12 protein-coding genes are annotated in these 13,840 nt (G+C 64.5%); 4 read left to right on the top strand and 8 right to left on the bottom strand.

Annotated features, from left to right (window positions below):
- Positions 1 to 92 precede the first annotated feature (92 nt).
- Positions 93 to 2,513 (top strand): TonB-dependent receptor, encoded by a 2,421-nt coding sequence (locus tag LOY26_RS18235; RefSeq protein ID WP_258713965.1) that lies wholly within the window; start codon positions 93 to 95, stop codon positions 2,511 to 2,513.
- A gap of 36 nt (positions 2,514 to 2,549) precedes the next feature.
- Here LOY26_RS18235 and LOY26_RS18240 read toward each other — a convergent pair whose 3' ends face one another.
- From LOY26_RS18240 to LOY26_RS18275, 8 genes are all read right to left on the bottom strand, one after another.
- Entirely contained in the window at positions 2,550 to 3,596 is a 1,047-nt protein-coding gene (locus tag LOY26_RS18240; protein WP_186657300.1) for an AI-2E family transporter, read from the bottom strand.
- 12 nt (positions 3,597 to 3,608) lie between these two features.
- Positions 3,609 to 4,403, bottom strand: a complete 795-nt coding sequence (locus tag LOY26_RS18245; protein WP_186657281.1) for a DUF4892 domain-containing protein — start codon at positions 4,401 to 4,403, stop codon at positions 3,609 to 3,611.
- Between the two features lie 109 nt (positions 4,404 to 4,512).
- Positions 4,513 to 5,367, bottom strand: coding sequence for an alpha/beta hydrolase (locus LOY26_RS18250; protein WP_186663266.1), 855 nt, complete (start codon positions 5,365 to 5,367; stop codon positions 4,513 to 4,515).
- Positions 5,364 to 6,152, bottom strand: coding sequence for an alpha/beta fold hydrolase (locus LOY26_RS18255; RefSeq protein ID WP_186657273.1), 789 nt, complete (start codon positions 6,150 to 6,152; stop codon positions 5,364 to 5,366). The genes LOY26_RS18250 and LOY26_RS18255 overlap by 4 nt, the downstream gene beginning before the upstream one ends.
- Before the next feature lie 93 nt (positions 6,153 to 6,245).
- Complete coding sequence (locus LOY26_RS18260; protein WP_186657494.1) at positions 6,246 to 6,620, bottom strand: hypothetical protein; 375 nt, start codon at positions 6,618 to 6,620, stop codon at positions 6,246 to 6,248.
- 105 nt (positions 6,621 to 6,725) lie between these two features.
- A complete protein-coding gene (sixA, locus tag LOY26_RS18265) occupies positions 6,726 to 7,184 on the bottom strand; it encodes a phosphohistidine phosphatase SixA (RefSeq protein WP_033699251.1) in 459 nt (152 codons plus the stop codon).
- Positions 7,181 to 7,528: a DUF4389 domain-containing protein gene (locus LOY26_RS18270; RefSeq protein ID WP_027592856.1), complete on the bottom strand. Its 348-nt coding sequence runs from the start codon at positions 7,526 to 7,528 to the stop codon at positions 7,181 to 7,183. The genes sixA and LOY26_RS18270 overlap by 4 nt, the downstream gene beginning before the upstream one ends.
- Positions 7,529 to 7,563: 35 nt before the next feature.
- Positions 7,564 to 8,589, bottom strand: coding sequence for an NAD(P)H-dependent glycerol-3-phosphate dehydrogenase (locus LOY26_RS18275; protein ID WP_033699253.1), 1,026 nt, complete (start codon positions 8,587 to 8,589; stop codon positions 7,564 to 7,566).
- Between the two features lie 147 nt (positions 8,590 to 8,736).
- Here LOY26_RS18275 and LOY26_RS18280 point away from each other — a divergent pair, with 147 nt between their 5' ends.
- Genes LOY26_RS18280 through LOY26_RS18290 form a run of 3 tightly spaced genes read left to right on the top strand, consistent with a single transcriptional unit; the run spans position 8,737 to position 13,702 of the window.
- Complete coding sequence (locus LOY26_RS18280) at positions 8,737 to 10,884, top strand: TonB-dependent siderophore receptor (protein ID WP_258713966.1); 2,148 nt, start codon at positions 8,737 to 8,739, stop codon at positions 10,882 to 10,884.
- Positions 10,884 to 11,774 carry an ABC transporter substrate-binding protein gene (locus LOY26_RS18285; protein ID WP_095063688.1) on the top strand — a complete coding sequence of 297 codons (891 nt, stop codon included), beginning with the start codon at positions 10,884 to 10,886 and terminating at the stop codon, positions 11,772 to 11,774. Before LOY26_RS18280 ends, LOY26_RS18285 begins: the two co-directional genes overlap by 1 nt.
- Entirely contained in the window at positions 11,771 to 13,702 is a 1,932-nt protein-coding gene (locus tag LOY26_RS18290; protein WP_258713967.1) for an ATP-binding protein, read from the top strand. Before LOY26_RS18285 ends, LOY26_RS18290 begins: the two co-directional genes overlap by 4 nt.
- Positions 13,703 to 13,840 lie beyond the last annotated feature (138 nt).

Here is a 13,840-nt window from a genome sequence, read left to right on the forward strand (position 1 = left end):
ATTTCAAAGCGCCATCAGACATTCCGATGCCCCATGCGTCTTAACGGCACTGAGATTTATTCGCATATTCGCACTGCATGGGGCACGCCTGAATGGCCAACCGACACAAACTGCACACCACACTTCATCCTCACTGGCAGCGCAAAGCGCTGGGCGCAGCACTGGCCTGCACGCTGCTGGTCGGTAACCTCCCGGCGCAGGCCGCACCTGGGCAGGCCCCTGCGAGGTCGATGCAGCAACTGTCACTGAACATCCCGGCACAGCCGTTACGCCAGGCGTTGCTGGTGTTCAGCCAACAATCCGGGCAGAACGTGCTGCTCGACGGCAACGTCGATGCAACGCTGCGCAGCCCCGCCGTGGTAGGCCGTTTCTCGGCCGAAGAGGGCCTGGCCAGGTTGCTGCAAGGCAGTGGCTACAACTTCGCCCGCACCGACGCAGCGACGCTCTACCTGGTGCCCAGCGAGACGCAGAGCCAGGGCAACGAAGTGCTGCTGGCGCCCACCCAGGTCCAGTATCAACTGGCCCAGGCTGATGAGCAGCGCCGTGGCTATCAGGGCACACCCGCCTCCAGCACCACGCGCCTGGGCTTGAGCAACCGGGAAACCCCACAGGCGGTGTCGACCGTTACCCGCGAGCAGATCGACGATTTCAAGCTCAACAGTGTGAAAGATGCACTGCGCAACGCCCCCACGGTCACCGTCGAACAGTTCGAGACCGACCGCACCGCCTTCACCTCGCGCGGTTTCACCATCGACAACTTCGAGTACGACGGCATGGGCATGCCCTTCTCATCCGGTGTGCTGCTGGGTGACCAGGACTTGGCCGAATTCGAGCAAATCGATGTACTGCATGGCGCCAACGGTCTGATGAGCGGCGCAGGCAACCCGTCTGCCACGGTCAACTTCGTGCGCAAGCGCCCGACCGACAGCTTCCAGGCCAGGCTCAACACCAGTGTCGGGTCATGGGACAACCGCCGGGTGGACGTCGATGTCAGCGGCCCGCTGAGTGACAGCGGCAAGGTGCGCGGGCGCTTCATCTACGCCCATGACAAGGGCAATTCGTACCTTGATCGCTACAGCCACGAAATCAATGTAACAGCAGGCCTGCTGGCCTTCGACCTGTCAGACGCCGATACCCTGACCGTCGGTTTTTCCGAACAGAAGAGCGATTCCAACGGCAGCACCTGGGGTGCCCTGCCGATGGCCGACTACGCGGGCAATCCCATCCACTACAGCAGCCGCAGCGCCAGCATCGGCCAACCCTGGACCTACTGGAACATCCACACACAACGGGCGTTTGCCGAGCTGGCACACGATTTTGGCGCGGGGTGGAAAGGCAAGGTCACCTTGACCGGGACCAATCAGCATCAGGACACCCAGATGCTCTATGCCATCCCCGCCACCGCCGACGATGTGTTTGCCTACATCAACCGAACCACCAGCACCGAGCATCAGCTCACCGGCGAAGCACAGTTGTCTGGGCCTTTCGCGCTGCTGGGTCGCCAGCATGAACTGACCTTGGGCGCCAACTATGGCCGCAGCCGCCATGATGAGCGTGGCTACTACCGCAACGCCTCCGGCAATGAGATCGTCAGCCTTGCCGACGCACTTGCCGGGGCAGTCGTAAAACCGCCTTTGACGTACACCGACGAGCTCAATACCCAGCATTTCACCGACCGCCAGAAAAGCCTCTATGCCGGCGCGCGCTTCAGCCTGACCGACGACCTGCACTGGATCGCCGGTGCCCGCATGCTCAGCGCCGACGGTGAGGGTATGGGCTATGGTGCGGCGCACGACACCCGGGTGCACGGCAAAGTGACGCCCTATACCGGGCTGGTCTACGACTTGAATGATCAGTGGAGCCTGTATGCAAGCTGGGCCGAGATCTTCAAACCCCAGTACCTGCGCAGCTCGGCCGGGGGCGTGATCGAACCGCTGGAAGGCAAAAGCACTGAAGTGGGCGTGAAGGGCAGCCTGCTCGATCATCGGCTCACCGTCACTGCAGCAGTGTTCAAGACCGAGCAGCAAAACGTGGCGGTGACCACTGGAGAGATCATCAACGGCCAGTACGCTTACCGTGGCGAAGACAACAACAGCCGGGGTGTGGAGCTGGAAGCTTCCGGTGAGGCGATGCCAGGTGTGGAACTGGCCGCTGGTTATACCTACGTGCACATCGAGGATGACGACGGCGAGAAAACCCGTCGATACGTGCCAAGCCACACGCTGCGCGGCAGTGTCACCTACCGCCTGCCCGGCATGCCGCAAGCGCGTGTAGGTAGCCGGGTGCAGTGGCAAAGCGCGACCGAGGCCGATGGTAACAGCCGCGTTCGGCAAAGCGCGTACGCCTTGGTCGATCTGATGGGCAGCTACACGTTTGACGAAAACTGGAGCGCTGCGCTGAACCTAAACAACGTCTTCGACAGGAAGTACCTGTTGTCGCTGTACCAGTCGGCGGGGTCCACCAACTTTGGCGCACCACGCAACCTGACGGCTTCGGTGACGTGGAAGTACTAGCAACTGCTGCAGGCGCGGCCCCTCGCAAGGCCGCGCCTACGGCGTCTGCTGCTCGGCGTTGCGGCTCCAGTCCAGCAGCAGGCTGTATCCTACCGCCAGCAAGGTCGGCCCGATGAACAGGCCAATGAAGCCAAAGGCGATCAACCCGCCGAACACCCCGAGCAGCACGATCACCAGTGGCAGGTTGCCCCCCCGGCTGATCAGGTAGGGCTTGAGCACGTTGTCCACGCCGCTGATGACGAAGGTGCCCCAGATGCCCAGGAAGATCGCCATGCCGTAATCCCCCTTCCACACCAGCCAGGCCGTCGCCGGGATCCACGCAAGCGGCGGCCCCATCGGGATCAGGCTGAGCATGAAAGTCACCAGGCCAAGCACGATCGCCCCCGGCACACCGGCGATCAGGAAGCCGATCAGCGCCAGCACGGCCTGGGCCGCTGCGGTGCCGATCACACCGTTGACCACCCGCTGCACGGTGCCGGCGACCAGCTCCAGGTAATAATCGGCGCGGTCACCCGTCAAGCGCTGCAGCAGGCGCAGCACGAACGCCGACAAACGCGGGCCGTCACGGTAGAAGAAGAACACGAAGACCAGGCTCAGGGTGAGCTCCAGCACGCCGCTGCCGATCTGCGCGCTACGTGCCAGCAACCAGTTGCCCACCTGGCCCAGGTAGGGCTTGATCGACGCGATCAGCGCCGCGCCTTGCTGGTCGAGCGACTGCCACCAGTTGACCATGCGCTCCCCCACCAAGGGGACGCTGCCGAGCCAGGCCGGTGCATCGGGCAGGCCATCGACTTGCACATCACGGACAAACGCCGTGGCATCACGGATATGGTCGGCCAGGTTGAACCCCAGCCACACCAGCGGCAAGGCCACGATGAGGATCCAGGCCGTGGTCAGCAGGCTCGCCGCCAGGGTTTCGCGCCCACCTAGCACGCGCGTCAGCAAGCGCATCAGCGGCCAGCTGGCAAAGGCCAGAATGGCGCCCCACAGCAGTGCCGAGATAAACGGTGCCATGACCCACAGGGCAGCACCCAGTAGCGCCAGCAGCACGATCTGGACCAGCAGGCGATCATTATTGGCCATGGTGACGCTCATTCAACGGATCAGTTCCAGGTGCAGGCCTTCGGTGGCTGCGGTACCGACTTCAAGGCGGCTGCTGCGCACGCCTGCATTGACCAAGGCCTCGCGCCAGGCCTCGGCGTTGGCGCCACTGAGGCTGGCCCGCAGGGTGCTGTCCAGGTTCAAGCTGCGCCCAAGCAGGGCCACCCAGGCCGGTTGCGGCGTACTCAGGTCAGGGTAGTCGAGTTGGCCGGTGTCGCGCATTTCGCGCAGCACCGTGCCGGCGGTCGGCAGCAACTCGCCAAGCGGGCTGGCGGCGACGAACTCCTCGACATGCAGGTAGGCGCGGCGGTTGCCACGGGTGACGCTGTACAGTGCGACCAGGGTGTCGGCCTGTGCGGCCGAGCGACGCAACAGAATGAACGCTTGCTGCTCGTCACCGCCGTTCAAACGGGCATTGGCGAATACATCGTTGGCCCACAGGCTGGCCTCGCCGCAATCTCGGCCCTGGCACCAGAACAGCGGGTAGCCGCCGTCGTGCTGCAACGCTTCACGAGCACTGGTGAACGCTTCGCGGGCGCTGCGCTCGACCGGCAGTTCATAGGTGACCGAACTGACCTGGCCACGGCTTTCGACCTTGTCATCGACCCGCAGGCGGCCGCTGATCTTGCGCAAGGGCCCCATGGGGTAGACGCGCTCCTGCTCCACTGCAGGGCGTTGATCGACTACCTTGGCGTCCACGGGGACGGGCAGGTTGTCGGCCCACAGCAACGGGCTGGCGAGCATCAGGCAGGCGGCGAAGGTGGTGCGGAGGGTTACGGGCGCGCTCATCGGCAGCCCAGTCGGTGCTTGGCACCGAAGTTATGGTCCAGCGTGTCTGGCATTTGCATGGTTGTCTCCCTGTTCAACCCGCCAAGCCTCGGCACTTGTCCGGTGCAAGTCAAGCAAAGCCAAAGAAGCGATTGATACAGTCTGCGACAAGGGCCGCGCCCTGTTCATCGTTCAGGTGCAGATGATGGCCACCAGGCAGCGTCACCTGCTCAAAGGGTAGCTGTTCCAGCAACTCGGTGTGGCGCGCCAGCATGCCATCGGCAGCCACCACCAGGCAGGCAGGGCAACTCACCCGCCTGACATAGGCCATGGCCTGGGCGTGGCTCAGGCGTGTAGGGGATGGCAAGGTCAGGCGGCTGTCACTGCGCCAGCTGTAACCACCCGGCACGGGCATCAGCCCACGCTGGGCCAACAGCTCGGCCGCTTCGCGACTGACCGCGACCATGCCCTTCATGCGCGCCTGCACGCCCTCCTCCAGCGCCGGGTAGACAGACTTACGCTTGCCGTCCAGGCGCAACTGCGCCTGCAATGCCATGCCCAGGCGCTCACCTGCGTCCTGCTCGGCGCCCGTGGGAGGGATGACCCCGTCGATCAGTGCCAGGTGGCTGATGCGCTCCGGCAAGGCGCCCGCCAGTTGCACCGAAATGATTGCCCCCAGCGAATGGCCCAGCAGGGCAAACCGCTGCCACCCCAACTGCTCGGCAACCCGCAGCACATCGTGGGCATAGTCGGCCAGGGCATAACTCGCCCCAGGCGGGCGATGCTCCGAGTAACCATGCCCGGCCAGGTCCAGGGCGACGATGCGCAGGCCCTGCAGCCGCGGCGCCAGGCGGGCGAAGCTGTTGGCGTTGTCCAGCCAGCCGTGCAGGGCGATCACCGGCAGGCCGTCCTCGGGGCCGAACAGGTGAGCAGCCAGCTCGATATGGCCCAGGCTCAGGCGGATTTCCTGCATGTGCGCGCTCATGCCTGGCTCCAGCGGTCGAACAGCCCCTTGATCAAGCTGGCGGTGTCGGTCGGGCGCTCCAGCGGGAACATGTGCCCGCCCGGCACGCTGTGGTACTCACCCTGTGCCATGCCGCGCACCGCCAGCGCGTGATGACGGCGGATCACGTTGCTGCGCTCACCGCAGACCATCGCCAGTGGCACCTGCAATTGCCGGGCAGGCGCAGGGCTTGCGTGGGGGATGCTGCGGTAGATACTGATCTCGGTAGCCGGGTCGAAACGCAGGCGCAAGCCCTCCTGGGCAGGCTCCAGGCCGTGCTCCAGATAGGCTTCGAGGCAATCGGGGTCAAAATGCCGAAACAAGCGCTTGCTGGCGAAGTAGTCCCGTGCGCTGTCGCGATCGGCGAACGCCTCGCGACGCCCCAGGGTGCGGCCTGCCGGGGTGATGCGGTCGATGAAGCCAAAACGCTTGGCGGTGCGCAGCACCCATTGATCGGCGCGGGTCAGCACCGGCGAGTCGAGCATGACCAGCCCGCGGTAGTACTCGGGGCAACGCAAGGCGGCATGCAGGTGCAGCACCCCGCCCAGCGAATGGCCCACCCCCCAAACCGGCGCGTCTTGTTGCGCCAGATGGTGCAGCAGCTCATCGACCAGGTTTTGCCAGTTTTCATTCACCGGGAAGCGCGGGTCATGGGCATGCTGGGCCAGATGGCGGACCTGATAGTCCGGCGCCAGGGCGGCGAACAGCTTGCCGTAGGTGGCAGACGGGAAACCATTGGCATGGGCGAAGAAGATGTGCTGCGACATGGCGCCTGGTCCGGACGGGGGATGATGGCCCATTGTGTGCATCGCGAGGCTGCTCGGCAATGTTTGGAAAGGTCATCGGCGAGGGCTATCAGGTCATCTGCTGCGATCCAGACTGACCAGTGAACGCTGCAGGCAGGCCTGCATGTAGGCCAACTGGCTCTCGAGCACTTCGCGGGCCAGACGCTGGTCATGGTAATCGAGCTGCAGCCTGCGCAATGCCAGGCAACTGGTCTGCAGCAAGTGGGAAACCCGCAGGCAGGCCTCTTGCAGGGCACGCAGGTCTTCCTCGCCCTGTTGCCTGGCGCTGGCTTCCAGCCCGTGATGGCCACGCACCTTGCCCATCAGATGATAGAGCTTGGCGTCGGCCGAATCGCGCAGCAGGCTGTACTGGGCAAAGTCGAGCAACTCGCCTTCCTGCACCTTGTCCACGGTGGGCTGCAAGTCCACGGAGCGTAACAACGCCTGCATCTGCCCTTTCATCAATCGCTCCCTGCCATCCACTCGTCGGATAGGGGCAACGCTAGCAAGCTGCCAAGTGCAGCGGCAACTGACAGTAATGCCAGTTGCCAGGCATCAGGACGGCGCGTTAAGCGCGCGCAAGCTCATCAGGCCGGCCAGCGGCCAGTCCCCCTCCAGCTCCGCCAGGCTGGCGGTACTCATGGCCGCCGGTTGCTGTAGATGACCATGTTCAAGGGCACCGACCAGCGTCCCCACCAGCGGTTGGTGGCTGACCAGCAGCACGTGTTCCAGGCCCAGCCGTTCGATTTCACCGATCACCTGCTGCACGTCGCTTTCCGGCGTCAGCCAGGGCACGGTGCGCACAGGTTCGGCAAAACCCAAGGTGTCGTGCACCAGGGCAGCCGTCTGCTGAGCACGCACGTATGGGCTGGCGATGATCGCCTGCAACGGCTGCCCGAGCAGGCGCGCGGCACTGTGCAGGACCTGCTCGCGGCCATGGCTGGTCAGGCGCCGCTCGGCGTCGGTGTTGGCCCGCGGCTCCGCCTCACCGTGGCGCAGCACCCAAAGCTTCACAGCTTGGGCTCTTCGTCACGCACCGGGTGCGGCGCCGGTGCCACGGCATGCGGTGCTTCGCCTTCTGGCGCACGGGGCGCTGGCCAGTCGGCGAATGGCCAAGGCTTCTGGTCGCTGTGGAAGCTGCCGAAGCGGCCGATCTGCGCCAGGTACTGGCTAAGGCTGTCGCCGAAGTTCATCAGGCTGGCGCTGGGCGCGCCGTACACCAGGCGGTAGATCAACTGCACCAGCACCAGGCCGCCCAGCAGCAGTTCGGCCAATTGCCAGACCACCAGGAACACCAGCATCCACAGTACCCGCAGGATGATCGACTCGCGCTGGGCGCGTTCGGGCGTATCGTTCATGACTCGCTCCTTGCTTTGTGAGGGCCGCGGACGGCTCAATTGAAACCGCTGATGGAAATGAAATCGACGTCGGTCTTCGGCTCGGCGCGCATCAGGTGCTCGATCACCTGGTTCAAGGTACGGCCCTCGAACAGGATGGCATGCAGGCCTGCCACCAGCGGCATGTACACCTGCACTTCCTGGGCCTTGGCCTTGAGCACCTTGAGGGTGTTCACCCCTTCGGCGACCTCGCCCAGCCGATTGACGGCCTGCTCCAAGCTCAAGCCTTGCCCCAGCGCGTGACCTACCTGGTAGTTGCGGCTCTTGGGCGATGAACAGGTGACGATCAGGTCACCGACCCCGGCCAGGCCAAGGAAGGTCATCGGGTTGGCCCCCTGGCTCACGGCAAAGCGGGTCATTTCGGCCAGGGCACGGGTGATCAGCATGCTCTTGGTGTTCTCGCCCATGCCCAGCGCCACGGCCATGCCGGCAATAATGGCGTAGACGTTCTTCAGCGCGCCACCCAGTTCGACGCCGAAGCGGTCGGCACTTGCGTAGACGCGGAAGGTGCGCCCATGCAGCACGGCCTGCACCCGCTGGCAGAGCGCTTCGTCTTCGCTCGCGACTACCGTGGCGGTGAGTGCGTGCTCGGCGATCTCGCGGGCCAGGTTTGGCCCCGACAGCACGCCGATGCGGGCCTCGGGGGCGATTTCTTCGAGGATCTGGCTCATCAGCTTGAAGCTTTGCGCCTCGATGCCCTTGGTCAGGCTGACCAGGCACTTGCCACGCAACAACGCAGCATGCGGCGCCAGCACGCTGCGTAAAGCGCTGGACGGCAAGGCGACGAAGACCAGGTCGCAGGCCTGCAAGGTTGCCAGCAGGTCATTGACCGGCTCGACCCCATCATGCACGCGGATGCCTTTGAGGTAGCGTGGATTCTCGCGGTTCACGCGCATGGCCTCGGCCTGCTCCGGGTCGCGCATCCACTGGCGCACCGGCACACCGTTTTCCGCCAGCAGGTTCGCCACGGCGGTGCCGAAGCTGCCGCCGCCCAGAACTGCAACAGGTTGCTGTTCAGTCATATCCAATCCGTTAAAGCCAAAAGTTAAGTGGCGACCAGGGCATTATACGGCTCGCCTGCCATGCGCCAAGGCTAGCAACGCAGATTGCACAGACAGGGCAACCAGATCCCAGCCAGATCACTGGCAAAAGCCCCACGGTCGGTTAACATGCCTGTTTCATCTCTGAAACAAGGTCGTACCGTGTTGCCTGGCACGCCCCCCTACCCGCGTCTTCTACTATTGACCGCCTTGCTCGGCGGCCCGGCCATGGCCGACGATCTGTTCATCGACAACGCCGACCTGCCGCAGGTTCTGACCGCCACCCGGCTCAAACAATCCCCGGCGGCGGTGCCCGGCAGCATGACCGTGCTCGACAGCGAGCTGATCCGCGCCAGCGGTGCCCGCGACATCCCCGAACTGCTGCGCCTGGTGCCCGGCATGATGATCGGCTACGGCGCCGGCAACCAGCCGACCGTCAACTACCATGGCAGCAACGTCAATGACGCCCGGCGCATGCAGGTGTTGATCGACGGTCGCTCGGTGTACCGCGCAGGCCTGGCGACGGTGGACTGGAGCGACATCCCGCTGGCCATGGAGGACATCGAGCGCATCGAGGTATTCCGTGGCCCCAACACGGTCAGCTATGGCGCCAACGCGCTGATGGCCGTGGTCAATATCCTCACCCGCAACCCCGCAGACAGCCATGGCACGCGCCTCAAGGTCACCCGTGGCCAGGACGGCATCAACGATTTCTACGCCAGCCACGGCTTCGGCTGGGACGGCGGCGACATGCGCCTGTCGGTGTCGGGCCAGCAGGACGATGGTTTCGACAAGGACCAGTACGGCCAGGACTACCGCGACAGCCGCCGCCTCACCCGCTTCAACCTCAGTGCCAGCCACAGCCTGGCCCCCGACCAGACCCTGGAATGGCAACTGGCGGCCAAGGAAGGCAGCAACCAGCGGCCCTACACCTACCAGCCGGTGTTCCCCTATGTGACCGAGCGGGGCGACAACGCCGACGTCAATGCCAAGGACTACGCAGGCTCGGTACGCTGGAACATCGACTTCAACCCCGATCACAGCCTGTACGTGCAGGGCTCGGCCCAGCACTTCGACCGCCAGCAGGTCTGGCGTGCCTGCGACGCGGCCCTGTCGTTCAGTCCGGAGCTGACCCGGCTGTGGCAGCTCAACCCGAACTTTGCCGAGCTGGTGGCGCGCGGCGCCAACACCCCCCCGCGCAGCAGCAACCCCGAGGAACAGGCCTTGGTCGAAGCCATCCAGGCCCAGTGGAACAGCGAGGGCGGGCGCAATGTGGTCTGCGGCGATGTCGACCAGAGCACCCGCGAAACCCGCTACGACCTGGAAATCCAGGACACCCTGAGCCTGACCGACAGCCTGCGCCTGCTCAGCGGCATGAACTTGCGCTATGACCGCGCCGACTCGCAGACCTATTTCAATGGCAGCCTGGACGACCAGACCTGGCGCCTGTTCGGGCAGTTGGAATGGCGCGCCGATGAGCACTGGATCATCCAGGGCGGCGCGATGTTCGAGGACTCGCGCCTGTCTGGCAGCTCGCTGACCCCACGCGTGGCGGTCAACTACCTGATCACCCCACGCCATGGCCTGCGTGCGGTGTATTCCGAGGCAGTGCGTTCACCCGACATGTTCGAGAACAACGTCAACTGGAGCTACACGGTCAAAAACCTCAGCCCCAATGCGTTTGGCCAGCAACACGGTGAGTATTTCGTCAAGACGCGCGGCCCGGGCGACCTCGACCAGGAGCGCATGCGCTCGCGCGAGCTGGGCTACAACGGCTACTTCAGCGACCTCGACCTGAGCATGGATGTGAAGGTGTTCTACGACGAAATCACCGGCATGATCAGCGAGCCGCTGAAGAACAACCAGTACATCGCCAGCAACGCCAACAAGGCCCGCTTCACCGGCAGCGAGGCGCAACTGGACTGGCGCCCTACCCTGCGCGACCGCCTGCGCGTGACCTACGCCTACGTCGATGCCTGGGCCAGCAACCCCGACGACCGACGCCTCAGCGCCCGCAACAGCGGCTCGGCTGGCTGGATGCGCGAATGGGGCGATGGTTGGTCGAGCGCGCTTTTCTACTACGGTGACGATGCCCTCAACCAGTACCGCTACGAGCGTTTGGACCTGCGCGTGGCCAAGCGTTTCCGGGTACAGGGCAGCAACCTGGAACTGGCAGCGCTGTGGCAGCAACGCCTGGACGATGAGCCGACTACCGCACTGCAAAACCGTTACGACAGCCGCCATCGCCTGAGCGTCAGTGCGGAGCTGGAATTCTGATGGCCCGCCTGCTGCGCCTGCTGCTGCTTTGCCTATGGCCCCTGGGGCCGCTGTGGGCCAGTGATATTCTGCTGGTCGGTGGCGAAGACCAGCCCGGCATTCGCAGCTTCGTCGCGGCAGTCGAAAGCCATCGCCCGCAGGATCGAGTGCGCTTCCAGACCACGGCCGATTTGCCGCGCCCAGGTCGACTAAAGGCCGACCAGCGTCTGGTGCTGCTCGACAGTGCCGCACTGGAGTGGCGCCTGAGTGAAAGCGCCGGGCCGCCGGCACTGGCCATGCGGGTAAGCCGGGTACAGGCTGAACAGCGCCTGGGAAAGTCACGCCCCGCCTTCCTCACCCTGCTGTGGAGCGACCCGCCGCTGGCCCGCCAACTGCGCCTGGCGCGCTACCTGCTGCCACAAGCACAACGCATCGGCGTGCTTTACGGTAAGCACAGTGCCTTTCTGCTCGATGAGCTTCGCCATGCCGCCCGCCCCCTGGGCCTGGAGATCATTGCCCAGGACTGGCCCGACCCACGTGACAGCCGGCCCCTGCAATACCTGCTGGGCAACAGCGACGTGCTGCTAGGCCTGGACGACCCCGCCCTTTACAACCCCAAGACCGCAAAAAACCTGCTGCTCAGCAGCTATGGGCGGCAAATGGCGTTGATCGGCCCGAACGCAGGCTTCGTCCGCGCAGGCGCCCTGGCCAGCACCTACAGCGACCAGGACGACTGGTTGGCGGTGCTCGACCACTTGCTCGACCAGCCGCCGGCACGCTGGCCGCGCAGCCTTTACCCCGCGCGCTACGGCGTCAGTGGCAACCAGCAAGTGGCACGCGCCCTGGGCCTTGAACCCATCGATCCGAACGCCGCCGCCAAGGCCCTGGCCGAAGGAGAATCCACCCCATGAGCAGACGCCTGAGCTGGGACATCCACACCCGCACCCAGATCATCAGCCTCGGCCCCGCCTTGCTGCTGACCTTGCTGCTGATCAGCTTCTTCACCTTCGTGCGAATCCAGGACTTGCGCCAGGAGCTCAACCACACCGGCCAGCTGATCGCCAACCAGTTGGCGCCGGCCTCCGAATACGGGGTGATCTCGGGCAACAACGAAGTGCTCGAAGGGCTCATGCGCGCCACCTTGAGCATTCCGCACGTACGTTTTCTGGAGGTGCAGGACAGCCGTAACCACATCCTGGTCTACGTCGAGCAGTCTGACGAAAGCGCCAACCGGGCGCAGCGGGTGGAAGTGTTCCAGGCCCCGATCCGCCTCCAGCAGATCCGCCTGGACACCGACTTCCTGCAGCCGGGCAAGGTTTCTTCCCCAGCCATCGGTGACGACTACCTGGGGCGGGTGATCGTGGGCATGTCCGACGATGCCTTCAGCCAGCGCCAGCAGGAAATCGTCATCAAGGCGGGCATCCTGGCCCTGTTCGCCCTGCTGTTCACCTTCCTGCTGGCACGGCGGCTGGCCGTCAGCCTGGCCAAACCCATCAGCGACATGGGCCATGCGGTCAAGGCTATTCAGCAAGGCGAATACAACACCCCGCTGCCGGTGGTCGATGACAGCGAGCTGGGCCATCTGGCGCGCCACATCAACAACCTGGCCAGCGCCCTTGAGCAAGCCAGTGACGAGCAGAAGCAAGCCATCGCCCAGTTGACCCAGGCGCGTGAAGAGGCCGAACAGGCCAACCGCGCCAAGTCGGACTTCCTGGCGATGATGAGCCATGAGCTGCGCACCCCCATGAATGGCGTGCTGGGCATGCTGCAACTGCTCGAAACCACCCCACTGACCAGCGAACAGGCCGACTACACCGCCGTTGCCACCGAGTCCACCGGGCATTTGCTCAAGGTCATCAACGACATTCTCGACTTCTCGCGCATCGAGCGCACGGCGCTGGAGCTGGAGCGCATCGACTTCAACCTCGGCGACCTGATCGCCAGCAGCGTCCAATCGTTCCAGCACAGCGCCCAGCAACGCGGCCTCGGCCTGCATCTGCACATGCCCGAAGGCATCGAACACTTGAGGGTGAACGGCGACCCGACGCGGATCCGGCAGATTTTGCTGAACCTGGTCGGCAATGCCCTGAAGTTCACCGAGCGAGGCCAGGTGCAGGTCGAGGCGCGTTGCCAGGTACTGGACCGACAACTGCTCTGGTTCACCTGCAGCGTGCGCGACACCGGCATCGGCATCGACAGCGACCGCCTGGAAATGATGTTCGTCGCCTTCCAGCAGGCCGACAGTTCGATTTCCCGGCGCTATGGCGGCACCGGCCTGGGCCTGTCGATCGCACGTACCCTGGCCGAACGCATGGGTGGCAAGCTGCGCGGTGAAAGCCGCGAGGGCCTGGGCTCGACCTTCACCCTGGAAATGCCCTTGGCCCTGGCCGCACCTGCCCCGGTGCAACTGCCCGCAGCGGTGCGCGAGCAGCGGCCGCTGGCCGGTAGCGAGCGGGTGCTGCTGGTGGAGGACAACCTGGTCAATCAGAATGTCATAGAAGCCATGTTGCGCAGCCTGGGGCTTGAAGTCAGCGTGGCGGCAGACGGCCTCCAGGCAGTCGAGCAGGTCAGCCAGCAACGCTTCGACGCCATTTTGATGGACTGCCGCCTGCCAAACCTGGATGGCTATGAAGCCACCCAGCGCATCCGCCTGCTGCCCAACGGCATGCACCTGCCGATCATCGCCTTGACCGCCAACGCCCTGGAGGGTGATCGTGAGCGCTGCATGGCCGCCGGCATGGACGATTACCTGAGCAAACCCTTGCGCCGCACCGAACTGCAACGCGTGCTGCAACGCTGGTTACCCGGTCAGACAACCGCGACTGGCGATAAATGCTAAAGTGCGGCAGTCTTAAGGACTGGACAGGACCTTCTTCGGGCCTGAAAATAGACGTTTCAGTGCACACCTGTACTTCTTTCGTCTGGTGCACTGTGACTTTCACCACAACGCAATAGTCTACCTGTAGGCTGCCGCCCC

Origin of the sequence: Pseudomonas sp. B21-047 (assembly GCF_024748775.1) — a bacterium.
In the GTDB taxonomy this organism is placed as follows: Bacteria; Pseudomonadota; Gammaproteobacteria; order Pseudomonadales; family Pseudomonadaceae; genus Aquipseudomonas; species Aquipseudomonas capeferrum.

Excerpts from the sequence above, each read along its gene's own strand:
- LOY26_RS18235 (WP_258713965.1), top strand. The coding sequence starts at position 93 with ATGGCCAACCGACACAAACTGCACACCACACTTCATCCTCACTGGCAG.
- LOY26_RS18240 (WP_186657300.1), bottom strand. The coding sequence starts at position 3,596 with ATGGCCAATAATGATCGCCTGCTGGTCCAGATCGTGCTGCTGGCGCTA.
- LOY26_RS18245 (WP_186657281.1), bottom strand. The coding sequence starts at position 4,403 with ATGAGCGCGCCCGTAACCCTCCGCACCACCTTCGCCGCCTGCCTGATG.
- LOY26_RS18250 (WP_186663266.1), bottom strand. The coding sequence starts at position 5,367 with ATGAGCGCGCACATGCAGGAAATCCGCCTGAGCCTGGGCCATATCGAG.
- LOY26_RS18255 (WP_186657273.1), bottom strand. The coding sequence starts at position 6,152 with ATGTCGCAGCACATCTTCTTCGCCCATGCCAATGGTTTCCCGTCTGCC.
- LOY26_RS18260 (WP_186657494.1), bottom strand. The coding sequence starts at position 6,620 with ATGCAGGCGTTGTTACGCTCCGTGGACTTGCAGCCCACCGTGGACAAG.
- LOY26_RS18270 (WP_027592856.1), bottom strand. The coding sequence starts at position 7,528 with ATGAACGATACGCCCGAACGCGCCCAGCGCGAGTCGATCATCCTGCGG.
- LOY26_RS18275 (WP_033699253.1), bottom strand. The coding sequence starts at position 8,589 with ATGACTGAACAGCAACCTGTTGCAGTTCTGGGCGGCGGCAGCTTCGGC.
- LOY26_RS18280 (WP_258713966.1), top strand. The coding sequence starts at position 8,737 with ATGCCTGTTTCATCTCTGAAACAAGGTCGTACCGTGTTGCCTGGCACG.
- LOY26_RS18285 (WP_095063688.1), top strand. The coding sequence starts at position 10,884 with ATGGCCCGCCTGCTGCGCCTGCTGCTGCTTTGCCTATGGCCCCTGGGG.
- LOY26_RS18290 (WP_258713967.1), top strand. The coding sequence starts at position 11,771 with ATGAGCAGACGCCTGAGCTGGGACATCCACACCCGCACCCAGATCATC.